This window comes from Vibrio albus (assembly GCF_003144035.1).
GTDB lineage: Bacteria > Pseudomonadota > Gammaproteobacteria > Enterobacterales > Vibrionaceae > Vibrio > Vibrio albus.
Genome location: NZ_QFWT01000002.1, coordinates 402,931 through 426,609, shown reverse-complemented (window position 1 = coordinate 426,609; position 23,679 = coordinate 402,931). Strand labels below are relative to the sequence as shown.

The window sequence follows — 23,679 nt, the reverse complement described above, 5'->3', positions numbered from 1 at the left end:
TGCTAAACCAAGCATTCTCATATTGAAAAACGGGTTCCGAATGGAACCCGTTTTTTTATCTTCTGAAAGGTTTTAGAATACAGAGCGGTCGCAGGCTCCCTTTGAGAGTACAGAAAATCAGAGACTAGAAACTAGACCGCTACGCTGCTAGAGGCTATAAAACCCGAATATAGAAATATTCAGAAGGTTTTCTGTATTCTCAAAGCGAAGCGCTCTGTATTCTTTATCTAGTCTCTAGTCTCTAGTCTCTAGTCTCTAGTCTCTAGTCTCTAGTCTCGAGCAATAACAAACAGGATCAAACCAATGCCATCACCTAAAAAAACAGTCGTAAAATGCCCAACCTGTCAGAAAGAAGTCGTATGGGGACAGGAAAGCCCGTTTCGCCCATTCTGCAGCAAAAAATGTCAGATGATCGATTTCGGTGAGTGGGCGGACGAAGAAAAGTCTATTCCGGGTGCGCCGGATATGTCCGATTCAGACGGCTGGTCTGAAGACTGTTAATCAGAATACAGAGCGGTCGCAGGCTCCCTTATAGATTACAGAAAAGCAGAGTCTAGATCGCTGCGCTGCTAGAGACTATAAAACATTTCTCGTACACTCGTTCCCCACGGTCTCCCGTGGGAATGCATACCGGGAGGTAATCGTTAGGTAATGCGGAATAAGACTATGTTTTGGCTTACTGATGCATTCCCACGCAGGAGCATGGGAACGAGGGAGAGTACAGGAAACTAGAACGCTCCGCTTCTAGAAACTATAAAAGAAAAATCTTTTCTCAAATCTGTATTCTCAAAGCGAAGCGCTCTGTATTCTTTCTCTAGTCTCTAGTCTCTAGTCTCTAGTCTCTAGTCTCTAGTCTCTAGTCTCTAGTCTCTAGTCTCTAGTCTCTAGTCTCTAGTCTCTAGTCTCAACAACATACCGCCAGATCAAACTCTACATCCTGACTGTATGCCTGCCCGGTTTCGAACGACATAAACTTAATCGCAAAACGGTTTTTATGCCCTGAGATCATCGGGAATACCCCATGCTCCATAGGAAAGGATAAACGCAGGATACTGGCACCCTCTGCTTCACTCTGATAGAAACCTTTGCGGGCAATTTGTGGTTTGGCGTATCCGGTTTCACGGCAAAGCTTTAGCCACAACGTCAGAGACTCAGATAACGAATTCAGGGTATCCATCCAGGCTTTGGCATTGCGGATACGCTGCTCAACTGGCTGGTGATTCCAGTAGTGGAGAGCGGGCAGATCAAAACAACAGGTTCCGCCGGGCAGATTAAAGCGCTGGCGGATGGAGCTTAAAAAGCGGTCTTCTTTTAACGTTTTACCGAAACGCTCATCAGCCATCAGCTTCTTGTGTGTAGTGTCAATTTCATTCAGGATAGACTGTAGTTTTTCCTGATCGACACCATCTACATTCAGCCAGTTCTTATAGGTAAGCCTTTGCTTTTCCAGATCTTTAGCCAGCTCTGGTTTCAACTGGATCTGCTCAAAAATTTCCAGAAGATCAAAGATAGAGCGAAAAAACTGTTGATACTTCAGGCTGTCAGAGAAGTCTGCGGAATGATGCATCTGCCTCAGTAGTGATTCTACTCTGAGATAGGTGCGGGCTTTTTCGTTTAATGGGTGCTCAAATTTATGGATAGTCATTCCGGCGGCCTTTCCGCACTCCTTCAGGTTGATTCTGTTTATATTGGCGGCAGATATATCAGCAGCAAAGTGTAAGGTATTGCTGATGCAACTGCATTACCTGAGGTAAAACTTCATCGCAGACATCCGTATGGATGATGTCATCTGCATATTTAAGCCGCTCATCTCTGCTGACCTGTGACGCCAGAATGGACTCCACCTGCTCACGGGAAACTTTGTCTCTCTGCATGGTTCGGGTGATTTGAGTCTCTTCACTGACATCAATCACTAAAATCCGGTCCGTCATAGATTGTAGCTGGTTTTCAACCAACAGGGGAACAACCAATAATGCATAAGGGCTGGTGACTTTAGCCAAATCTTTCTGCATTTTGTCACGGATCATTGGATGCAGTAAAGCATTCAGCCAGCTCTTTTCTGTCACATTTGTGAAAATTTTCTCTCTTAGTTTGGCTCGGTTTAAGTGACCTTGTGAGGTGAGAATGTCATAGCCAAAATGCTCTGTTATTGCCTTAAGCCCCTGACTACCGGGTGCAACGACTTCCCGGGCAATAATATCGGCATCTACAATATCAATTCCGAAATGGTCGTGAAATAAATTCGCCACCGTGGTCTTGCCGCTGGCAATACCACCTGTCAGCCCAATAATCAGGGGCTGCTTACCTGAAGACATATTAGATCCCTAATACCGAAGAAAAGTACCAATTAATGATGTCATTACCCCAAAGCAGGGTAACCCAGCCTGCAATGGCCAGATAAGGCCCGAAAGGAAATTGCTTGTCGATACCTTTCTTTTGCAACCGAAGCTGGATGATACCAAAGATCAGACCGACCAGAGAAGAGAGAAGAATAATGATAGGTAGCGATTGCCAGCCAAGCCAGGCTCCAAGCGCGGCCAGCAGTTTAAAGTCTCCGTAACCCATACCTTCTTTGCCGGTAAGCAGCTTAAACAGCCAGTATAAGCTCCAGAGACAGAGGTAACCGGCCATAGCGCCGATCACGGCACTATCTAATGATACGGGCGATATCCCGAACACAGCCAGGGCAATGCCTCCCCACATAAGTGGGAGGGTGAGTTGATCCGGAAGCAGCATGGTATCCAGATCGATAAAAGTGGCGGCAATCAGATAGAAGGTAAAAAACAGCAGAGCGACAGAGAAATAACTGAACCCAAGCTTGAAAGCCAGCGTGGTACACATTGCTGCGGTCAACGCTTCAATCAGAGGATAACGTATACTGATTGATGTTTTACAGTTATGGCATTTGCCTCTGAGCATCAGCCAACTGAGAACCGGAATATTATCGATAACCCGGATAGGCGTATTGCATTTCGGGCAGCGAGAGCCCGGCCTGCTTAGGTTAAAGGGAGTGGAATCCAGTTGGATGTTCAGTTCAGGAAAGGTTTCTGCACAGTCGTGTTTCCATTCTTTCTCCATCATTACCGGAAGCCGGTAGATCACGACATTCAGAAAGCTACCGACGACAAGGCCAAAGATGCTGGCCAGACAAGGAAACAGCCAGGGAAACTGGGTAAACACTTCCGGGTTAAAGGATTCCATTCAATTCTCTGTTAAAGTAATAGGGTGGTTAAAGCAATGGCAGGCATTTTACCCTAATACACTCATTAAGTTAAAGATTGGCAGATACATGGAGACGACCAGCCCGCCCACAACCACACCCAGAAAGACGATGATCAGTGGCTCCAGAATCTTGCCCAGATTATCGACAGTATTATCGACCTCAAATTCATAGATGGCTGCGACTTTGTTTAGCATGTCATCCAGATTTCCGGATTCTTCGCCTATCATGACCATTTGCAGTACCATTTCCGGAAAAGCCTGAGTTTGGCGCATGGCAATATACATAGGCATGCCAGAGGCGGTATCTTTATGGACCTGATCAATCGCGACTTCATAGTGCAGGTTACCGGCGGTTTTCGCCGTCGTTTTCAGGCTGCTAAGCAGGGGAATACCGGCACTGAAGCTGGTGGAGAGAGTCCGGCTGAACTTTGCGATAGAGGCTTTAGAGAGTACACCGCCAATCACGGGAATTTTCAGAGCCATTTTGCTGGTTTTTAGCCGGAAATCAAATGAGACTTTACGCATGTACCGTACACCGAAGTAAGTACCTGCTCCTGTAATAGCCAATAGCAGTGTGTAGGCCTGAATCCAGTGCGACAGCTTGAGTACTTGTCGGGTAAACCAGGGGAGTTCGGCACCGAAGCCTTTGAACATGGTCTCAAACTCCGGGATAACCATGGTCAGCATCATATAAGAGACCCCAAGCGCAACCAGTACCACCATCGATGGATAGATAAGGGCTTTGACTACTTTGGATCTCAATTCTTCGCTTTTTTCCCGGTAGGTTGCCAGCCGGTCAAATACCTCAGGCAGATTACCAGACTGCTCACCGGTGGCGACCAGATCCGTATACAAACCATCAAAATGGTGACTGGCTGTACGCATAGTTTTAGACAGGGGAGTCCCGGCTTCCACCCCTCTGACTATTTGCATCAGAATGGATTTCATTTCAGCTTTTTTATGGTTATCACTCACCAGCTTTAAAGCCTGTATGAGAGGAACGCCAGTTAGCAGCATGGTGGCCATCTGACGGGTCAGCAAAGTAATGTCTTTACCTTTAACGCGATTACTTATCTTATCCAGAAAGGAAACACTGCTTTTCGTAATCTTCTTAACCTGAATATGCTGATCGGAAAGGGTGCTTCTGACTTCAATTTCAGTCAGTGCCAGAGTTTGTCCGGAGACACGCTTACCGGAACTGTTTACTCCTTTCCAGCGGAAGTTCTTTAGCTGGGGAGCATTTTTTGATGATAAAGAAATAGCTGCTTGCATCGTACTTCCTATAGTTATTAAAAATACAAAACCCTCTGTAACTCTTCGTAGCTGGTTATGCCCTGTTTAAGCTTTTGAACGCCGGACTCTTTCAGTGTCCTCATTCCCAGCTTTCTGGCGATATATTCAATTTCTGTAATCGTTGCCCCCTTGATGATGGCATTTGCCAGCCGGTTATCGAACTGCATGACTTCGTAGATACCGGTACGTCCAGAGTAGCCGCCAGTACACTCGGTACAGCCTGCTTTATTCGCTTTGAATACGGTATCATCCGGTTTTATTTTCAGGTTTTCCTGCAGTATCGGCGTCAGTGGATCCGGCAGTTTACAGTGTGGACATAAGCGCCTTGCCAGACGTTGCGCGATGATCAGGCTAAGCGATGAAGCCAGATTAAAAGGCGCAATGCCCATATTGCCGAGGCGTACTACAGTTTCTGCCGCGGAATTAGTATGCAGAGTCGACAGCACCAGGTGTCCGGTTTGCGCTGCTTTGACGGCGATTTCTGCGGTTTCAAGATCGCGGATTTCCCCAACCATCACCACATCCGGATCCTGACGCAGAAACGATCGCAGCGCTTCGGCAAAACCAAAGCCTATTTTGCTGCGAACCTGCACCTGATTAATGCCGGACAAGTTGATCTCTACCGGATCTTCGGCGGTGGAGATATTGCGTTCGGGTGTATTCAGAATCCGCAGGCCGGTATAAAGGGAGACGGTTTTACCGCTACCGGTCGGGCCGGTCATCAGGATCATACCCTGCGGCTTTTTCAGTGCGTTCAGATAGAGGGATTTCTGTTTCTCACTATATCCAAGTTTATCGATATCCAGATTGGCAGCACTGCTGTCCAGCAAACGCAATACGACTTTCTCTCCCCATAGTGTGGGTAAAGTCGATACCCGCATATCGATAGCAGTATCGACATTCAGACGCAATTTTATTCGTCCGTCCTGTGGCAGACGACGTTCAGCAATATCCAGCTTGGAGAGAATTTTGATCCGGGCGGCCAGTCTGCGGCCTAAATGGTTAGCCGGTTGCTGGGTTTCCACCAGAATACCGTCACAGCGCAGACGTATCCGGTAGATATCTTCGTAAGGCTCGAAATGAATATCGGATGCCCCTTTACGTACAGCATCCAGCAGTACCTGATTAATAAACCGGCTGACCGGAGCTTCGTCTTTACTCAGATCTTCCGTTTCTTCAATTTCATCATCGGAAACCTGAACGAGGCTGGCAAGTTCATCTTCGCTTATATCTTTGCCGGATTTTGTGTCGCTGTTACCTACGCTTTTGCCATACAACCTGCGAATAGCCGCAGAAATGGATTTAAACTCTGCCAGTACCAGCTCAACCTGCAACCCGGTAGCAAAGCGAAAATCCGCCTCTACCTGAGCGTCGGTCGGGTCACAAATTGCAATGGTCAGTGTGCTGTTGGCATTGGCTATTGGCAGGGCGACATACTGACTAATTAGCTCTCGCAGCCCCAGCTTCTGACAGGTGGAGGCGTAATCAAACTGGCCGATATCCGTCAAGGGCATACCGAAAATACGGCTGATATGCTGCGCTAACTCAGTATGCTCAAACAGCCCAAGGGAAATCAAGGCAGCCGGAACCGGCTGCCTTTCGCTTTCCACCAGAGCTATCACATCCTGTTCCTGCGCCGGGCTAATCAGCTCAGCCTGACGCAGAATAGCGGTTAGGTTGGTGTGCATAGTGGTTATCTACTGATATTAACAACCCTTTAGGTCTTCACCTGTATCATGGGAACACGACCAACCAGTAGTACTTTTAGTTATCGTTACTTTTTTACCATTTATAGAGGATGCGGTGCCAAAGGTAAACTCGACTGAACCTGTTGCATCTGTTCCTGTTAGGCTAAGAGTACCAAGTTTATTCATACCAGCTGTAGCTCCGACAGCAGCGAGGGTTGTGGGAAATGCCCCTGTCTCCTGAATTTTCATATCAATATTGGTTAATAGTGAGCGGGCTGTACTTAATCCAACAGATGCTTCCGATTTTTTTACATAATTTTGATAAGCAGGAATAGCAATAGCGGATAAAACACCAATAATCGCCACCACAATCATCAATTCAATCAGGGAAAAGCCCTGCTGCTTTTTATTTCGTTTCATAATATCTCCATAATCCTAGGTAGATGGACAGTTGTTAACTGACTAACGGAGAGTAAAAAATTAAATAAAAACAGAGAATAAGCAGTGGGAGGGGACGCGACTGAGTCGGCGGGAAATTTAAAGTTATTGCATATTGTTTCAGAGGGGTGCGAGGGGGAACAGAACGTGAAGCGCTTCCCCTCGTTCCTCACGGTCTTCCGTGGGAATGCATACTGGGTTTAATGGCAATACGGTAATACACAGATTCTTCATGATTCACAGTATGAAATCAAATCCATCTTTGCCTCAAGTAGGCATTCCCAAGCAGGAGCATGGGAATGAGAGTAAAGGTGTTGCATAGCGAGGGTGAAGTTTTGCGAGAGAGGTTAAAGAGAACAGAATACAGAGCGGACGCAAGCCCCTTAAGAACACAGAAAAGCAAGCTTAAGCCTTTCTGCATATTATTTCAGAGGGTTGCGAGGGAGAACAGAACGTGAAGCGCTTCCCCTCGTTCCTCACGGTCTTCCGTGGGAATGCATACCGGGTTTAATGGCAATACGATAATACACAGACTCTTCATGATTCATAATTCACAGTATGAAATCAAATCCATTTTTGCCTCAAGTAGGCATTCCCACGCAGGAGCATGGGAACGATAGTAGAGACTATAAAAGAGCATGGAGTTGGCTTTTATAGTCTCTAGTTTCTAGAAGCGTAGCGGTCTAGCTTCTTACTGCACCTTCCGCGTATACCACGGACTTCTGCCATCTGTCACACTAAACAGTTCATATTGACGATTCAGCATTTGCCCACCGTCGCGAGTCAATGGCTGCCAGTCGAATTTGGCCCGGCTGGTACTTGGTTTCACGGTCAGAATATCGAACGGAATCGAGATATAGAACCCTTTGGTAAAGCTGCCTTCACCGAATTCATCTGCAGACAGGTCTGATTTGCTGGCGTATACCCCGGCGATCATGCCGGAATTAAACTGCTTGGAAAAATCAGCTCTGACACCTCTGTCCTGACCAAGGAACTGGCCCACACCGACTTTAAACAGGGTGTTTCTCAGCAGAGACCATTGCGGCATATAGTAAGCGGTAATAAAGCCGGTCTGGCCTTTATCCAGTACCCGCGCGGCACAGTGAACGGTATAGGCTCCATCACAGCCGCCATCGAATTCGTTGTACTCTTCGGTATATACGCCGAACCAGCTGTCCGGATCGCGCTGGGCGATCAGGTTGGCATCCATCCCCAACGCCCAGTTGCTGTTTTCCGGGCGGTAAAGCACTTCACCACCGACACCGGCGAACATACTTTCCAGATAGCCGCCGTAAGCCTGCATATAGAAATCATCACTGAGCTGATCCATCCAGGTCAGTTGCAAACGCCCCATACGTACCGGATTATCATGCACATAAGCACGGAACAGGGTTCTTACCCTTGGCACGGCAAAGTTGCTGATATGCGGGGAATCTTCGACATAATTAAATTTGTCGTAGTTATCTGCCAGGTTAAAGGTGACAGAACCAGTAAGCTCGAGATTTTGAGCCAGGCGGTAACTGGCTTTGGTATTTAAGCCGACAGAATAGAAGTAGAAACTTTCCGGGCCACCAAAGCTTTGGGACAGATAAGGCTCAATACCATAATCCAGAGCTTCCTGATTTGAGGCGATGGTCTGCTCACTACTACGGTCTATCTGGTCGCTGCTTAGCTTCGCATCATCCAGTTTTGCACCCAGATATCCATTGTTGGCGAACTGGTCAAACTTATCTGCGTCATAGCTGGCTGAGGTGATCTCCATATCATGGCTGGTTTCCACAAAGGTGTAGGTTTTTACACTATCCGGACGGTTTTGCGACAGCAATAGTGCTGCACGCTTCTGGGCAGTGTCATCGTCCCGGTATTTAACTTGTTCACCTTTTACTGTGATATTTTCACCATTGGTCAGAATTTCAGCCTGATTATAGCCGGCGTTACTGCCAAGCTGTGTGGCGACTGTTTCCCAGTCAGGATTTGCAGAGTTTGCTTTTGGTGCATATTCCGCTTCCGGCTCATCTCGCCATACCTGAGTGATATCGTTAAAGTTAGTATTGATGGTTACGCCAAAAGTCAGGGTATCGCCCCGCTCATAGCTCAACCGTAGATCAGCCCATTTTTGCATTTTATACAGAATGCCAACGTTCCACGGGGTGTGCTGAGGCATGTCCGTTGCGCCATTCGTGACTGGAAAATCACTGCTGTAGTCATTGCCATCGTATTCCAGCTTCAGGCGCAGGGGCTGATATGGCGTCTGATATTCAATACCACCAAAAATTGCGCTGTTGCCTTTAAACCAGCGATCCGGCTTGACAGTACCAACGTTATCAATAGGGCCGGTATCACGAATACAATATTTTTCATTTTTACTACAAAGAGGATTGGTTATATTTCCACTTTGGCCAATATATCCCCATCCAAGCCCTAATGTTAAATCAAGATTACCAAAGCGTTTTGTAGCGGCAATAAACTCACCATCAAACAGCCCTGTTCCACCTATATCACGGATACCAATAGAAGTTTCTGGCATCCAGTTATTTTCCTCGAGAAAGCGTACCTTAAAATCGATACCTTTATCAGTATATTCAGTATCACCACTATATGAAGAATTGCTGCTGTACATCATATCTTGTACAAGGGTGTAGCGAAGGGTGGTTTCAAGCCATGGCATTAGTTGAAGAGATATAGTGTAATGATTATATTCATCATTAAACGTCCCTCCCAGCATAAATTCACCTTCGGCAGCCATACGGCCACTCGGCATCTGCATCAGACCGATACCACCAAAGTCGGTCTGGGAAGGGTGTAGCGTTGCTGGGCGAAACGGAGCGTTATCCTCGTAAGGGGCACGTTCGTCGATATTATCCGCCTGAACCGAGGTTGCTGTCACCGGAGCTGAAGAAATACCAATCAGGCTGATAAGCACCGCATTAGCAATCACTGACCGTTTAAAGAGTGGAGATTCAGAAGTCTGTTGATACGACATTATTCAGCATCCTTGTCTGTCAGTGGTGTCTGGTAACGTAGCAAATCAGCGATATCCTGATTCAGATGTTCAAATTCATCAGGCAGAGAATCGAAGCCGATATAAATTGTCGCTCCCGGAGCAATAAAAACAGGTTTGGTATTCCAGTAGGCATTATCGGCTGTGATTAGAGCACCGTCCGGCTGAATAACAAATACAAGCTGTGTGTCTGAGTTTTCCGGCAGAGCGGCCTGCTCCAGATACTGATCAATGGTGCCGTGCTCGATCATATCAACCGGGTACCAGCTGTTTTGCGTGCCAAAGATTCTGACTTTATTGACTCGTGGTGACGTCAGCAGCGTGTACTGACCGGAAAGCAACGGGTTATCTTCATTTTTTAACCGGACATGGTCGTTATCCAGCGGAATAAAGTGCCGGAAATTAAACTGCGCTTTTTGCAGGGCGTTAATCAGAAGGTGTGCCTTATGACTGGAGTCTTTATCGTTAGCGGCCAGAGTTTGTAGCTGATGAATGGCGGCTTTCTTTTTCTCGTCAATATCAGCGTTGTTAGATGGCTCTATAAACTGAGCTGCTAACCAGAATGGCATCGCTTGTGGTTGTTGTAACTTTAGGTTTTGTGTATCAGTGAGCACTTGATCTAACCGGACTGGCTGGGCATAGTTCAGGCTAATTTCCATATCCGGCAGTGTTACGCTCAATGACTCTCCGGCATTTACCGGGGCAGAGGTCAAAGTGCTAAACAGGACAGCGGTTGCAGAGAAAAAGACAGTAGGAATAAATGTTATTAACTGGCGAATCATACGTTACCCTGCGAATGGCTTTAGAATAGTCATGGTAATGGCCGGCATATTCGGGCCCAGATGCTGAATGGATTTCACGACCTGATGCGTCTGTTTATCCAGCCAGAAGTGATTGATATAGCGGCTGTCGAGTGCGGGAAAAGAGACGGTTTCCTGGTAGTGCAGTACGTCTTTCTTCCAGGCATCGGACTGGATCACTTCATCGGCAATAAACTGCCAGTGAAGTTTTGCGTGGTAGCCATAGCGATAGTTAGGCTGCCAGTCAAAGGTGGCTTCCCAGCGGTAATCACCCGGTTTTTTCCCTAACAGGCTAAGGGGATCTCTAAATTTATTATCCGGAATGGCTCCGGCTAAGTTGTTCTCCAGCAGACCAACTGTTTTTACCATTCGACCGTTTTCGGTCACTATCATTGCCCTGTCTGAAGATACCCACTTTAACTGAGTCTGATAGCTGTCATGTGGGGCGGGCTCAGGAAAGGCCAGCACCATAAAAATCTGAGAGCCGTCTTCACCGATAGTGACATAAGTACTGGCCCATGGAAGGGCAGAGATATCGGTTGAGGCTTTATTGACGTCGTCAAAGCCAAAGAGTGCTTCTTTAAAGGTGGCATTGGTAGCCTGAAATTTCTGGGTACACCCCAGTAAAATCGTGCTACATAGCGCAATAATCAGGTAGTTATATTTATTCATTGTGGTTAAAAATCAGAGAATAATGAGTTGAGTGTAACCTTATTACTGAGAAAAAAGCTACCGGCAAACTAGAAGTAAAAAATGTTCCTGGCAAAAAACGTTAACCGAAAAAAAACCACCGACTTTCGCCGGTGGCTTTTGCTGTCAGCTCAGACTTAGCCTGCAGTGCCGTCAGTCGTTGTACCTGTTGTACCGTCACCAGAGTCTGCAGCAGCAGCGACAGCAGCAGCCGTTGCTGCAGCCACAGTAGCAGCGGTCGCAGCAGCAGTACCAGCAGCAGCACCAGCAGCAGCACCAGCAGTACCAGCAGCAGTACCAGCAGCAGTACCAGCAGCAGTTGTACCCGCAGTCGCGCCAGCAGTAGTACCTGCTGTTGTACCCGCAGTGGTGCCAGCTGTTGTACCTGCAGTACTACCAGCCGTTGTGCCGGCTGTACCACTTGCAGAACCACCTGCAGCACCACCGCTCGCTTCCGTACCAGTAGGACTTGGAGCTGCGATAGCTGCGCTAGCAAACATAGCCAGAACTAGAGTAGCTAAAGTTTTTTTCATGATTTTTCCTTTTTTAAAACATCGATGTTTTACGCCAACCAAACGTTAGCCCGATCAATATACCAAAACATTTGAATAATGATAAACCACTTAAGTGAATATTTTTTTAACAAATGATTTATTTATTTATGACATTGAGATGAAACGGTTGAAACACTCTTGTCGTAAATCTAAGACCATGGTAGCTTACTCATCCAGAAAAATTAAAAAGAATTCAGATTACAGAACGCTTCGCTTTGAGAGTGCAGAGTGCAGAAATCCCTATGAATTTCTGTATCCTTCAGGACGCTTGCGTCCGCTCTGTATTCTCTGGGCACTAGGCCGATATATCTGAAAATTCTGTAGTTAAATAACATCACGCTGCGAAGGAATGCGTAACAACTTCCGGGCGGTAGCGTGCCTGAACGACAGTGGCTTATGAATGGTTTCATTTAGATGGTCCGTACTTGCTGAAATTGTTAACAAATGAAAACATTCCAGAATATATCCAAACTAAAGAAAACAGTAAGCGGATCAAACCGCTTATCTCCTCATTTATTATCAGTTTCTATTGCGATAGCAACGCTAAGTACGACTTTTACAACAGAAGCTTCCCCCTGGCTTGAAACCCATGATCCTTTCCTCCGTTCTGATCTGCTCGCATTGTCTGATGCAGGTTTGCTGAACTCTCCGGTTAACCACTATCCACTTCGCTGGTCTATGATTGGCGATGAGCTGGATATCGTACACCAAAATAATCAAAACCAGGTCAGTAACGAGCTGGAGCGAGCTGCGAGCCATCTGCATTATGCGCTTGCTTCTGCTGAATATGGCCGGGGCAACCGGGCCTTAAAAGCCGTGTGTGGTTCTGAAACGCCTGTAGCATCCGGTTTTGGCCAGTACAGCAAAAATGAATGGGGAGCGACTGCCAGCTATGAAAGCATGCGGAATAGCTTTGCATTCCGGGTCACGACGGGCTATGCCAAATACGGCGAAGATGAAGATTTTCTCTGGAACGACAGCTACCTGGCGCTGAATGCCGGAAAATGGCTGTTTTCCGTTGGTAGTATCGACCGCTGGTGGGGACAGGGCTGGCAACATAATTTGATTTTAGGCTCGTTTGCGCGTTCTAATCCAGACCTGAGTGTTAGCTATATCGGCTCAAATACCATATTAGGTAACTGGGGTGCTGAAGCGATTATCGGCCTGCCTGATGATGCTTCAACTGATAAACCTTCAACTAACAAACACAGTGCCTTTCGTCTGGCTTCTAAGCCGGTCTCATTTTTTGAGTACGGCCTGACATACCAAAGCTGGTTTGATGGCTCTGAATTCTCTGACGGAGATAAACAGACTTCATTGGATGCGAAACTCACGTTGCCTGCTTTCGATAAGATTTATCACTCGGTATACGGTGAGCTGGCATCGAGTGCTAATTCATTTGAACCGGTAGCATGGCTGTTGGGCTGGAGCGGCCAGTTTGACTTCGCAGGACAGACTATCCGTCTGGTACTGGAAAAACAGGATTCAACCAGCGAAAAAGATCCGCAAAGCTGGGAGAACAACCAATACCCGTCCTATTCCGACGGCGCAGCTAAAACTACTTACGAACTGGATAACAGCATTTCCGCTGCACTTTATCTGCAACTGCAAAACGATCACAGCCTGAGCCTGATCGCGCAGGAATCAGAACAGAACAACAAAACGGTTAAGACCCTGCAGGTCAGTTATCGTCTGCCAGCCTTAGCCGGTATGCTCCACTTCGGAGCAGGAAGAACAGACAACGAAACCAACAAGGATGAGACAAATATCTGGACAGGATATGAGTTTCGGTTTTAATAATTGAGAGCGCTTCGCTTAAGAATACAGAACGGTCGCAAGCTCCTTTACAGAATACAGAAATTCATTTGGTTTTCTGTATTCTGTACTCTCAAAGTGAAGCGCTCTGTATTCTTCCTAGTCTCAAATAAATTTCATGAAAACAGTAACCAATTCAACCATGCAAACTATCTTAAAAAAACGACTACTTACCCTCGCCGTAACGGGCTTGTTCACCTCTGGTGCACTAGCTTTTACCCCTACGGCGGCGCAGATTGCACAGTTTAAGCAGCTACCGAAAGCACAACAGGAAGCGCTGGCTGCTCAGTATGGGGTTGATATTTCCGTATTAACTGGTGGTTCACCTGCAACGGAGGCCAAACAAGAAGCACCGAAGCAGCCGGTCAGAGCGCATAAAGCAGCCGCGACTGAGAAAGAAATACAGTATACCGCGAATACGCGAGGCAGTGGCGGGCTTAAACCGTTTGGTTATGATGTACTTGCGGGTAAGCCGATGGGGTTTACCCCGGTAGATAACTTGCCGGTGCCGCTGGACTACACCATGGCTCCGGGCGATGAAATTGAAGTGCAGCTTTACGGCAAGACCAACCAGGAATACTCACTGGTGATTGACCGGGAAGGCAAAGTGAACTTTCCGGAATTTGGCCCGGTAGCCGTAGCGGGGCAGACGTTTGCAGAGATGCGTCAGCAACTGACTGCTCTGGTTGAACAGAAAGTGATTGGTGTGGACGTGGTTGTCTCTATGGGCTCTATGCGCACCATGCAGGTCTATATTGTGGGTGAATCGCAGCAGCCGGGAGCTTATAACGTTAACGGTTTAACCTCTGTCACTCAGGCTTTGATCGCCAGTGGTGGTATTAAACAAACCGGTAGCTTGCGTAATATCCAGTTGAAACGTAACGGCAAAGTCATTTCGACACTGGATATGTATGATCTGCTGGTCAAAGGCGATTCTTCTAGTGATATCCGTCTGTTGGCGGGCGATACCCTGTTTATCCCGACCAAGACTTCCAGCGTGAGCATTAATGGAGAAGTACTGCGCCCGGCGATCTATGAACTGGATAGCCGGACTACGATTTCAGAACTATTAGGTCTTGCAGGGGGCTTGTTACCACAGGCGTACCTTTCTAAGGTGAGCGTTCAGCGTGCTACTCTGGATGGAGTAAGGCAGTTAACCTTGGATTTGACCAAACGTCAGGACCGTCAGTTTGTAGTAAAGTCCGGCGATAAAATCAGTATTGACCGCGCATCAGAGAATCTGAAAGATGCAGTGGCACTGCGTGGTGAAGTGGTTCGTCAAGGTACTCTTAGTTTTATATCCGGCATGAAAGTCAGTGATGTAATTACTTCGGTGGATAATGATCTGAAACCAAGCGCGGATCTGCAGTACGCTCTGGTGGTTCGTGAAGTGAATGATCAACATGATATTGAAGTGCTGCAGTTTAACTTAGGAACAGCACTGTCTCATCCCGGATCATCCGATAACCTGACTCTGCAGGAGAGGGATCAGATTTTTGTATTCGATAATGGCCTGGATACAGATTATTGGTATGGTAACTATCGTTATTCCAAAGGTACAGTACAAGCCAAAGCAGCTCAGAAACCAGTTCAGGAAGAGGTAACTCATCTTGATAGCGAAACTGGCGCAGTTATTTCTGAAAACAGAGCGGTAACCGTGCTTGAGAATAATCAGAAAACCAAAAGCGATGAAGAGCTGGTGAAAGTTGCCAGCCGACAAGAACTGCTGAAGCCAATTGTGGAACGCTTGAAAGCGCAGGCCACACTGGATAATCCGGCCAAGCTGATTGAAATCTCCGGTGCAGTAAAATTCCCTGGGGTTTATCCATTAGCTCGGGATAAAGATATCGAAAAGGTCATCGAAGCGGCTGGTGGATTAAGTGAAAACGCCTATCTGACTCAGGCTGAAATCACACGTCGCATGCGTACGGAAGAGTCTTTCCATGTCACTCAGATCCCGTTTTCACTGAATAAAGTAATGAAAGGTAACGTTGAGGTCGATATTCACCCGCAGGATAATATCGTAATTAAAACTCAGCCAAACTGGCAGCAGGATATGTCTATTGAGCTACAGGGAGAGGTGGTGTTCCCGGGTCGTTATACCTTCCAGCGTGGCGAAACACTACAGGATATTATTGAACGTGCGGGTGGCCTGACAGAGTACGCTTACCCGCAAGGTGCGGTACTGAGTCGTGAGCGGCTAAAACGGCAGGAGCAGGAGCGTCTGAAGCTGCTTAATATGCAGCTGAAACAGGAAATTGCCAGCCTGGCTCTGCGTCGTCAGACGTCATCGGCAACCTATACCGCTCAGCCTAGTGAGGCATTAGAAGTCACTAAAGAGCTAACCACAGCAGAAGCCATTGGCCGTCTGGTGATTGACCTGCCTCAGGCATTGGAAGGCGACAATATTTCGAATGTGATGTTGGAAAAGGGTGATAAGCTGTATATCCCGGCACTCAACCCAACCGTCTCCATTATGGGGGAAGTGCAGTTCGCTTCAAACCACACATTCCGCCCGGAAATGACGGTAGAAGATTACTTAGCTTCAGCGGGCGGCACCAAAAAGCAAGCTGATACAGACCGAATCTACGTAGTAAGAGCTGACGGCTCCGTCATGCTGCCAAACAATTCATACTGGTTCAGCCGTAAACAGAAACCACTGCAACCTGGCGATACCATCATAGTGCCAATCGACACCGATTACCTGGATGGCCTAAGCACCATGAGCACCGCCACCCAAATGCTCTACCAAATCGGCGTAGCCTGGAATGCGGTTAAGGACTAAGTCTTTTTGGTTGGTCGCATAATACGGTTCAGTATTTTGTTCGGATAACCTTTATTTATATTCTGACTGCTTTGAGGATGAAGGTAGGAGGACTGAGGGGGTAAATAATTAACTCTTTTAGTCCTTTGACCTTTATCGATAAGGTTATGTACGGAGTAGAGTCAGGGCAAGATTATGAAAACCCCTTATCGAATAAGGGCTCAGGCTTAATGAGATTTTGATAAAAAGTACCGTCAATCACTCAAAAATGCAAATCAAACAAGGATCGATTTGACGATCTAAACCGGCTGTGATCATATGCTGATTTTTGCAGTAATGAACCAGCAACCATGAACGGATTAAGCCTTTTGGACCATATTTCAGTTATTCAAGATCCACGACAAGCCTGGAAAGTCGAGCATACCTTGTCGGACATAATTTTCCTGACGATTGCGGCCGTTATTGCTGGTGCCGAAGGCTGGGAAGATATTCAGGATTTTGGTGAAGATAACCTTGAGTGGCTTCAGAAGTATGGTGATTTTGACAATGGTGTTCCGGTTCATGACACCATTGCCAGGGTGATGAATCTGATTTCAGCAAAACAGCTTCAAAAGAGTTTTGCAGCTTGGATGAAAGATTGTCATGAGGCGACAGGTGGCGACGTCGTTGCCATTGACGGAAAGACGATTCGAGGGACTTACGACAAGAACAAACGTAGCGGTGCTATCCATATGGTCAGCGCTTTTAGTGCTGAAAATCAGGTGGTTCTTGGACAGGTCAAAACAGCAGAAAAGTCGAATGAGATCACCGCGATACCAGAGCTTTTGAAATTATTAGAGCTGCGTGGATGCCTTGTCAGCATTGATGCGATGGGCTGTCAGAAGGATATTGCTCAGCAAATCGTCGATAAAAGCGCGGACTATCTTTTAGCGGTAAAAGGTAATCAGAAAAAGCTCGAAGAGGCGATGGGAAAGGTATTTAACTCAAGTATGCTGAATAGCTATGAGGGTGATAAATACAGTATTCAGGAAAAAGGTCATGGTCGAACAGAGACTCGACTTGCTTTAGTCAGTCATAACCCTTCTGAATTGGGTGATATTGAGTTTGACTGGCCGGAATTAAAAACACTGGGTGTCGTTGTTTCAGTGAGACAAGAAGGTAATAAGCCAGCAGAAACGATGACAATCAGACATTACATCAGTTCTGCGGAGTTAAGTGCTCAGGAACTACTAGAGAAGTCCAGAGCGCACTGGAGCATAGAGGTTCAAATGCACTGGCGACTTGATGTAGGTATGAACGAAGATAGCTGTCGGATCCAGCGAGAACAAGCGGGTGAAAATCTGGCGGTATTCCGGCATATTGCTTTAAACTTGCTTACAGAAGAAAAAACATTTAAAGCGGGGATAAAGCGGAAGCAGAAGAAGGCGAACAGAAGTAACGCCTATCTTTCTCAAGTCCTTGCAGGGCAAGGGGCTTCGTAATCTTGCCCTGGGAGTAGAGTAATGAGGTTTGAACACTTAGATGTCTGGAAAAGAGCTAGTAGACTAAGTTGCGATATTTATATCCTGACTAAGAACCTTAAAGACTATGGATTTAAGGACCAGATCACGAGAGCTGGTCTGTCAGTGCCTTCCAATATCGCTGAAGGTGAGGAACGGGAAAGTACAAAAGAGAAAATCCGTTTTTTTAATTATGCGACAGCTTCTATTGCTGAAGTTATTACGCAGTTATATATCGGTATAGAGATTAACTATCTGGATGCCAAAAAATCACAAGAGCTGGTCAAAGAAGCTAAACAGATATTCGGAATGTTGAAAGGCCTGATAAGGGCAAAAAAAATGAGAATATCTGAAGAAGAAGCAAAATATTGAACTGCTCTTAAACCATACATTAGTTTAGAAGGTAAAGGGCCAAATATAATTAATTATTTATTTATCCCCTTAATCCTTCAACCTTAACCCTAGAAAACACCCATGAGCAAGCAAATCCCAGAACAACATTATCAGTACCCATATCCTCCACAGCCTATGGCCGCGTCTGACGATGAAATCGACGTAAAAGAACTCTTCCTCGCTTTTTGGAAAGGAAAGTGGATCATCCTTTTAACCACCATCATCTTTGCCGCTGGCGGCGTGTTCTACGCGCGATCCCTTCCAAACATCTACAAAGCGGAAGCGGTACTAGCTCCAGCCCAAGAAAGTGGTAAATCTGGTCTTGCCAGTATGGCAGCGCAATTTGGTGGTTTGGCTTCTCTGGCAGGGATTAATATTGGCGGTAGTGGGACAGACAATACGGCAATGGCATTGGCTATCCTACAGTCTCGAAAATTTATTAATGCCTTTATCAATAAGCATGATTTATTGGTGCCATTAATGGCTGCAAAGCAGTGGAATGCTGAGTCGAATAAATTGGTTATCGACTCTGAAGTATACAATTCCAGCACACAGGAGTGGGTCAGGGAAGTTGAGCCAGGCCAATCACCAACGCCAACAGATTGGGAAGCATATAGGGTCTTTAAGGAAGAAATCCTGTCGATTGAAGAAGCAAAAGATTCTGGTTTAGTTATATTCTCTGTCAATCATTATTCACCTGAAATTGCCCAACAGTGGGTGACTTGGTTGGTAGGAGACCTGAACGCTTGGATGAAGGATAATTCTCTTGCTAAAACCAAGCGTAATATAGGCTATTTGGAGCAGCAACTAGAGAAAACAAAGATTGCGGATATGCGTTCAGTATTTTACCAGCTTATTGAAGAGCAAACTAAAAACTTGATGCTTGCTGAAGTAGAGGAAGAGTTTGTATTCCAGACGGTTGATCCTGCAGTAATCCCGGAAGAGAAAGCAATGCCTAGGCGTGCGTTAATATGTTTTGTGGTTACTCTGTTTGGAGGTATGTTAGGGGTTGTAGTAGTAATGATCCGTTTTGCGTTTCGTAATTAGAAGAAGATGGTCAAAATCTAATTAGCTTCCCTATCAAAAGGAGCTTGTATTTTAGTAACCTGTTCATAAATTGGCCTTATTTAAAAGGGTTATGTTAATTGTATAGTATATCCCCATGATTGAAAAATTATTAAAAAAATCAACTTCCTTATTATTAGGTACAGGAAGTACAGCCTTAGCAAACCTTATTACGGTCCCCTTACTAATAAGCGCTTGGGGAATGGCTGATTATGGTTCACAAGTAACGATTTTAGCACTCACAATGGTGTTTATGACACTATTTAATTTTCAGCCTTGGCAAGGTGTGATTGTCAAGTGGTATAATGAGTCAGAAAGTGAAAAGAATAAATTATTATCTTTTACTATCCATTTAGATTTGATTACAGCGATTTCAGGTTCAGTATTACTTTTCATACTTGCTCCTGTATTGGCTGGATTTATGAATCTGGATGATTCCTGTGTTAATATTATCAAGTCGTATTCTGTTATAATATTTATGGGGCAAGTTGGGTTTTCTACAGTAATATTAAGAATTACTGAAAACTTTAAAAAGCAAGCTTTGTGTCAAATATCTTATTCTATATCAAGAGTACTAATTGCTATATACATTACAGCTTATGACGTTGATTTTTATATCGGCGCACAGCTTCTAATAATACCGTATGTAATACAAAATATGCTATTTTGGATCTATGCCATAGCTATTTCTCATGAGTTTAAATATAAATTCAATGTTTTCAAATTAAGTATTGATTGCGAGCTTTTAAAATATAGCGCGTGGGTGAACTTTAAAGCAATATTGGATTTGCCAATAAATCATATAGATAAATTATTAATAAGCATGCATTTAGGTACTGAATCAACAGCTGTATATGATTTATTGAAAAAAGGAGGGCAAATATTTGCAATGGTAGCTCAGTCAGTATCTCAAGTATCTTTCCCGTACTTCTCTAAATTGATTAGTGAAGGAAGAAAAAAAGATGCATATTCTGAAAGTCTAAAAATTCCTAAAAAAGTCATATTACCGGTAGTCACCTTAATATTGCTGTCTTTGGTTTTAAATTACACTGATAGCTATAATTCGTTTTGCATTAAGGGAGTTGTAGTGGATACAGATATTCTTTTAATGTATTTTTGTTTAATGTTATTGTCAAATTCATTTATTTTCATACATGTGTTATTTATGTCTATGGGATATATTAAAAAAGATGTGGCTATAATGATTGTTGCAAGTTTTGTTTATTTGCTTTTATTGAATATATTAATTTCGGTTACTCAGTTATCTGGAGTTATCTTTTCGCTTTTTGTTCAAATAGCTATTGTTGTAACCTGTAAAGTATTAATACTGAAAAAGGAAATGATATGACACATATATTATTTCTAAATATAAAAGATACACCGAAGACTTTGAAAGAATTAAACGAATCTGGTGGATCAGGAACGATATCCTCAATGCTCTATACTGCTAGAGGTCTAACAAAGCGCGGGTATTCAATATCCATTCTTTACAAGAATACAGCAGAATTAAAAGAAGATGGAATAACGTATTATTCTCTTGGGGATGAGGGAGTGAAAGCAACAATAGAAGCAATAAATCCGGATGTTTTAGTTGTGGTTGGTCATTCCGGAGATGTTCTATTTGATGAAAGACTAACAGAAAGAAAAATAGTTTATTGGGCTCATAATTGGTTAGATGTCAATAAATATAAAAAAGCATTTGTTAATAAATATATAGATGAATTTGTTTTTGTTAGTGACTATCACAGAATTACAAGCTTACTATCATTTAGATTCCCCTTATCACTATATAAGAAGTCTCATACCATATTAAATCCTTTAAATCTAAATTTAATAAAACGAAAAATGGATTATAAAAGCAATATACCACTAAATATTGCTTTTATTGGCTATCCATCAAAACACAAGGGTTTTTTAGAAGTATGTCAAGTTATACATAAACTAGTAGCAGAAAAGCATGATGTGGTTTTGAATGTCTATGGTGATTCAAAATTATATGGTGATAGCCCTAATGATTTGTTTGCACATGATATAGTCAGATCTCTAGTTGACAGAGGTTTTATTAGTATAAAAGGTACGTTAGGTAGAGCGACTCTTTATGATCAGCTTGTGACAAATGACATCGTTATTTCAGGATTAACAGCATCAGAAACATTTTGTGTGTCTTTAGCTGAGGCTCAGGCTGCTGGTGTACCCGTTCTTAGCCTGGACAGAGGTGGGCAGATTTCTTTTATAACGAATGATAGTGGATATTTGGTTTCAAATACAAATGAAGCAGTAGATGTGATTAAACAATTTTCAAGGTTATCTGAAAATGAAAAAGTTAGGCTAGGGGAAAAAGGTATAGTAAATACAAGAAAATTATCTCAAGATAATATTTCTGCTGACTGGGATATGTTTTTAAAAGAAGTGAAAATTGGTAAGAAATTTAATATTTTTAGTTATTTAAAAGATATTAAACATGCACTATTTTGGAAGTTTAAAGAGGTTTTTAAATAATGTCTCATAAATACGTTATTACCACGGGATGGTGGTGTGGTGAAAAAACAGAATTAAACAAATTACGTGTTGAGTATGGGGCATCAGAAATTAGAAGCGTAAGTTTTTTTGATAAATGGTTCGCTGCTATAGATAAATATACAAATCCTATAAAAATACTTGTAGTAGATTCTGCTTCTCCAACTCTACCTAATTTACCCGAAGATAAAAGAATTGAACTTTTAAGTGTAGATGAAAATAGCGGTCATTCCACTAGCCATAAAGGTAAGTATGCTGGTGTTACTCGGGCTCATATTGCGGGAATGGTATATGCAATTTCATGTGAAGCCGATTATTGGGTCTATGTAGAACAAGACGCACTTGTATATGGTAATGATATAATTGAATATGCTATCTCATCTAATTCAAGCAAGGATTTCATTTTTGGCAATGGTGATGGAACAGGTCAGCCAATGCAACAATCCTTAATGATAATAAAAACTGCAGCAATTCCTGATTTTTTGAGACGTTTAACTAACATTAAGTCAAGAGACGCAATTATCAGCCCTGAAACTAAATTTGCCATAGCATCGTCTCGTGTTTTGTCATTTTTGCCCGAATTCATTTTTTATCAAAATGATGGTTCTAGTTTTTATCATAAAGTTATTAATAAATTTAGAAAATACTTATTTATCTTATTTAAAGGTTATACTGATTTACCTTATGGGTATGGTCGGCAAAGACCAATAAATTTTGATAGTAAAAGGTTTTATTTTCAACATGGCTCTCAAGAAGAATTAGATGCATATGACGAGATTGATAAATGAAAGTACTCCATTTAGTTCCTGATTTTTCTGTCATATCAGAAACTTTCATTTATGATTTAGTTTTTGATTTGGAATCAATGGGAATAGATAATTATATCTATACAACATGTAGAGTGAATGAGAAAGAAAGGCCATTTCCTAAAGTTTATGACGCAAAAACCGGATATAGTGACTTTTATAGTAAAGTTGTCAGAAATATCAATAGAAGAGTGTTTAAAAAATTTAACAGATTTAAAAAAGAAAAGTTGATTGATTTAGTTAACGAATTAGATGTTGATGTTGTTCATTCGCATTTTAATTATTTTTTTGAAGACATTATCAATCTTGTTAATTCTGGATATAAAAAGAAAGTTATTATTTCTGCGCATGGGACAGATGTGCTTGATAAAAAGTTACATTCTAACGCTTCATATAAAGAAAAAGTAAATATTTGCTCAGGTTTTGAAAGTGTTATTTTTACTGTACCTTCCCAGTTTTTAAAAAATGAGTTAATTAACAATTTTGAGATAGATAAAGAAAAAATAATAGTTGTTCCAAACTGTTATACACAAAATATTATCCATAATAGTTGTTCTGATATTGATAATGATAACCCTGTCTATTTGATTAATATAGGTAGGCTTGTTACATGGAAGGGGCAAGCATATCTTATTCATTTGTTACGTAAGTTGCATGATAATGGTTTTACTAATGTCTATCTGAAAATTATTGGCTATGGTCCATTAAAAGATGAATTACAAAATTTAGCCAGAAGTTTGAATATCGAATCTTTTATACACTTTTATGATGCCTTACCTCATAAAGAGGTATTTGAGGAACTTGAATCAAGCCATATCTATATTCAGTCATCAATAAAAGATCCTGACACAGAGCAGGAAGAAAGTTTTGGGATAGCTGTTCTTGAAGCATTATCTGTGCATCTGCCGGTAATTGTTTCAAATACAGGAGGTTTGCCTGAAACTGTACTAAATATAAGTGAACCACCGTATATTCAGATAGTTGATATAAAGTCTGAGCTGTATGAAGCTACCCTAAACTGTTTAAATTTAAAACGGGATAATGAAAAAATGAAGGGTTATGCTAATAAAATATTGACGACTTTTTCTAAGGATAAGCACCGGAAAACCATTCGCAATCTTTACATAAATTAAT

At 43.4% G+C, this 23,679-nt stretch carries 20 protein-coding genes; 10 read left to right on the top strand and 10 right to left on the bottom strand.

Annotated features, from left to right (window positions below; genetic code table 11):
- Positions 1–303 precede the first annotated feature (303 nt).
- The gene (gene yacG / locus DI392_RS05555; RefSeq protein ID WP_109318908.1) at positions 304–501 is read left to right on the top strand and encodes a DNA gyrase inhibitor YacG; all 198 of its coding nucleotides are present in this window, start codon (positions 304–306) and stop codon (positions 499–501) included.
- A gap of 403 nt (positions 502–904) precedes the next feature.
- On the opposite strand, the gene zapD is transcribed toward yacG, so the two are convergent.
- The 10 genes from zapD to DI392_RS19565 form a co-directional block, all read right to left on the bottom strand.
- The gene (gene zapD, locus DI392_RS05550) at positions 905–1,645 is read right to left on the bottom strand and encodes a cell division protein ZapD (protein WP_109318907.1); all 741 of its coding nucleotides are present in this window, start codon (positions 1,643–1,645) and stop codon (positions 905–907) included.
- A 58-nt stretch (positions 1,646–1,703) separates the two neighbouring features.
- On the bottom strand, positions 1,704–2,315 hold the full coding sequence (coaE, locus tag DI392_RS05545) for a dephospho-CoA kinase (protein WP_109318906.1): 612 nt from the start codon (positions 2,313–2,315) through the stop codon (positions 1,704–1,706).
- 1 nt (position 2,316) lies between these two features.
- Positions 2,317–3,201, bottom strand: a complete 885-nt coding sequence (locus DI392_RS05540) for a prepilin peptidase (protein WP_109318905.1) — start codon at positions 3,199–3,201, stop codon at positions 2,317–2,319.
- A gap of 48 nt (positions 3,202–3,249) precedes the next feature.
- A complete protein-coding gene (locus DI392_RS05535) occupies positions 3,250–4,494 on the bottom strand; it encodes a type II secretion system F family protein (protein ID WP_109318904.1) in 1,245 nt (414 codons plus the stop codon).
- 17 nt (positions 4,495–4,511) lie between these two features.
- Positions 4,512–6,203: a type IV-A pilus assembly ATPase PilB gene (gene pilB, locus DI392_RS05530; protein ID WP_109318903.1), complete on the bottom strand. Its 1,692-nt coding sequence runs from the start codon at positions 6,201–6,203 to the stop codon at positions 4,512–4,514.
- Between the two features lie 18 nt (positions 6,204–6,221).
- Entirely contained in the window at positions 6,222–6,623 is a 402-nt protein-coding gene (locus tag DI392_RS05525; RefSeq protein ID WP_109318902.1) for a pilin, read from the bottom strand.
- Between the two features lie 709 nt (positions 6,624–7,332).
- The gene (locus DI392_RS05520; RefSeq protein WP_109318901.1) at positions 7,333–9,624 is read right to left on the bottom strand and encodes a YjbH domain-containing protein; all 2,292 of its coding nucleotides are present in this window, start codon (positions 9,622–9,624) and stop codon (positions 7,333–7,335) included.
- Entirely contained in the window at positions 9,624–10,424 is an 801-nt protein-coding gene (locus tag DI392_RS05515; RefSeq protein WP_109318900.1) for a capsule biosynthesis GfcC family protein, read from the bottom strand. The genes DI392_RS05520 and DI392_RS05515 overlap by 1 nt, the downstream gene beginning before the upstream one ends.
- 3 nt (positions 10,425–10,427) lie before the next feature.
- Positions 10,428–11,114, bottom strand: coding sequence for a YjbF family lipoprotein (locus DI392_RS05510; RefSeq protein ID WP_109318899.1), 687 nt, complete (start codon positions 11,112–11,114; stop codon positions 10,428–10,430).
- Positions 11,115–11,214: 100 nt separating this feature from the next.
- Entirely contained in the window at positions 11,215–11,577 is a 363-nt protein-coding gene (locus DI392_RS19565; RefSeq protein WP_181388364.1) for a hypothetical protein, read from the bottom strand.
- A gap of 553 nt (positions 11,578–12,130) precedes the next feature.
- On the opposite strand from DI392_RS19565, the gene DI392_RS05500 reads away from it, so the two are divergent.
- The 9 genes from DI392_RS05500 to DI392_RS05460 all read left to right on the top strand — a co-directional run bounded on the left by DI392_RS05500 (position 12,131) and on the right by DI392_RS05460 (position 23,678).
- A complete protein-coding gene (locus DI392_RS05500; RefSeq protein ID WP_109318898.1) occupies positions 12,131–13,483 on the top strand; it encodes a capsule assembly Wzi family protein in 1,353 nt (450 codons plus the stop codon).
- A gap of 160 nt (positions 13,484–13,643) precedes the next feature.
- Positions 13,644–16,286: an SLBB domain-containing protein gene (locus tag DI392_RS05495; protein WP_109318897.1), complete on the top strand. Its 2,643-nt coding sequence runs from the start codon at positions 13,644–13,646 to the stop codon at positions 16,284–16,286.
- A 329-nt stretch (positions 16,287–16,615) separates the two neighbouring features.
- On the top strand, positions 16,616–17,746 hold the full coding sequence (locus DI392_RS05490; protein ID WP_109318880.1) for an ISAs1 family transposase: 1,131 nt from the start codon (positions 16,616–16,618) through the stop codon (positions 17,744–17,746).
- Between the two features lie 21 nt (positions 17,747–17,767).
- Complete coding sequence (locus DI392_RS05485) at positions 17,768–18,136, top strand: four helix bundle protein (protein ID WP_109318896.1); 369 nt, start codon at positions 17,768–17,770, stop codon at positions 18,134–18,136.
- 102 nt (positions 18,137–18,238) lie between these two features.
- A complete protein-coding gene (locus tag DI392_RS05480; protein ID WP_109318895.1) occupies positions 18,239–19,204 on the top strand; it encodes a Wzz/FepE/Etk N-terminal domain-containing protein in 966 nt (321 codons plus the stop codon).
- A gap of 115 nt (positions 19,205–19,319) precedes the next feature.
- Positions 19,320–20,570 (top strand): lipopolysaccharide biosynthesis protein, encoded by a 1,251-nt coding sequence (locus DI392_RS05475; protein ID WP_109318894.1) that lies wholly within the window; start codon positions 19,320–19,322, stop codon positions 20,568–20,570.
- The gene (locus DI392_RS05470; protein ID WP_109318893.1) at positions 20,567–21,721 is read left to right on the top strand and encodes a glycosyltransferase family 4 protein; all 1,155 of its coding nucleotides are present in this window, start codon (positions 20,567–20,569) and stop codon (positions 21,719–21,721) included. Before DI392_RS05475 ends, DI392_RS05470 begins: the two co-directional genes overlap by 4 nt.
- Complete coding sequence (locus DI392_RS05465) at positions 21,721–22,527, top strand: hypothetical protein (protein ID WP_109318892.1); 807 nt, start codon at positions 21,721–21,723, stop codon at positions 22,525–22,527. Before DI392_RS05470 ends, DI392_RS05465 begins: the two co-directional genes overlap by 1 nt.
- On the top strand, positions 22,524–23,678 hold the full coding sequence (locus DI392_RS05460; protein WP_109318891.1) for a glycosyltransferase family 4 protein: 1,155 nt from the start codon (positions 22,524–22,526) through the stop codon (positions 23,676–23,678). The genes DI392_RS05465 and DI392_RS05460 overlap by 4 nt, the downstream gene beginning before the upstream one ends.
- Position 23,679: the final 1 nt, after the last annotated feature.

Coding starts and splice junctions, on each gene's coding strand:
- DI392_RS05520 (WP_109318901.1), bottom strand. CDS start 9,624: ATGTCGTATCAACAGACTTCTGAATCTCCACTCTTTAAACGGTCAGTG.
- DI392_RS05470 (WP_109318893.1), top strand. CDS start 20,567: ATGACACATATATTATTTCTAAATATAAAAGATACACCGAAGACTTTG.
- DI392_RS05535 (WP_109318904.1), bottom strand. CDS start 4,494: ATGCAAGCAGCTATTTCTTTATCATCAAAAAATGCTCCCCAGCTAAAG.
- DI392_RS05485 (WP_109318896.1), top strand. CDS start 17,768: ATGAGGTTTGAACACTTAGATGTCTGGAAAAGAGCTAGTAGACTAAGT.
- DI392_RS05515 (WP_109318900.1), bottom strand. CDS start 10,424: ATGATTCGCCAGTTAATAACATTTATTCCTACTGTCTTTTTCTCTGCA.
- DI392_RS05490 (WP_109318880.1), top strand. CDS start 16,616: ATGAACGGATTAAGCCTTTTGGACCATATTTCAGTTATTCAAGATCCA.
- DI392_RS05500 (WP_109318898.1), top strand. CDS start 12,131: ATGAAAACATTCCAGAATATATCCAAACTAAAGAAAACAGTAAGCGGA.
- coaE (WP_109318906.1), bottom strand. CDS start 2,315: ATGTCTTCAGGTAAGCAGCCCCTGATTATTGGGCTGACAGGTGGTATT.
- DI392_RS05475 (WP_109318894.1), top strand. CDS start 19,320: ATGATTGAAAAATTATTAAAAAAATCAACTTCCTTATTATTAGGTACA.
- DI392_RS05460 (WP_109318891.1), top strand. CDS start 22,524: ATGAAAGTACTCCATTTAGTTCCTGATTTTTCTGTCATATCAGAAACT.
- DI392_RS05480 (WP_109318895.1), top strand. CDS start 18,239: ATGAGCAAGCAAATCCCAGAACAACATTATCAGTACCCATATCCTCCA.
- DI392_RS05540 (WP_109318905.1), bottom strand. CDS start 3,201: ATGGAATCCTTTAACCCGGAAGTGTTTACCCAGTTTCCCTGGCTGTTT.
- DI392_RS05465 (WP_109318892.1), top strand. CDS start 21,721: ATGTCTCATAAATACGTTATTACCACGGGATGGTGGTGTGGTGAAAAA.
- DI392_RS05510 (WP_109318899.1), bottom strand. CDS start 11,114: ATGAATAAATATAACTACCTGATTATTGCGCTATGTAGCACGATTTTA.
- DI392_RS05495 (WP_109318897.1), top strand. CDS start 13,644: ATGCAAACTATCTTAAAAAAACGACTACTTACCCTCGCCGTAACGGGC.
- DI392_RS05525 (WP_109318902.1), bottom strand. CDS start 6,623: ATGAAACGAAATAAAAAGCAGCAGGGCTTTTCCCTGATTGAATTGATG.
- zapD (WP_109318907.1), bottom strand. CDS start 1,645: ATGACTATCCATAAATTTGAGCACCCATTAAACGAAAAAGCCCGCACC.
- pilB (WP_109318903.1), bottom strand. CDS start 6,203: ATGCACACCAACCTAACCGCTATTCTGCGTCAGGCTGAGCTGATTAGC.
- yacG (WP_109318908.1), top strand. CDS start 304: ATGCCATCACCTAAAAAAACAGTCGTAAAATGCCCAACCTGTCAGAAA.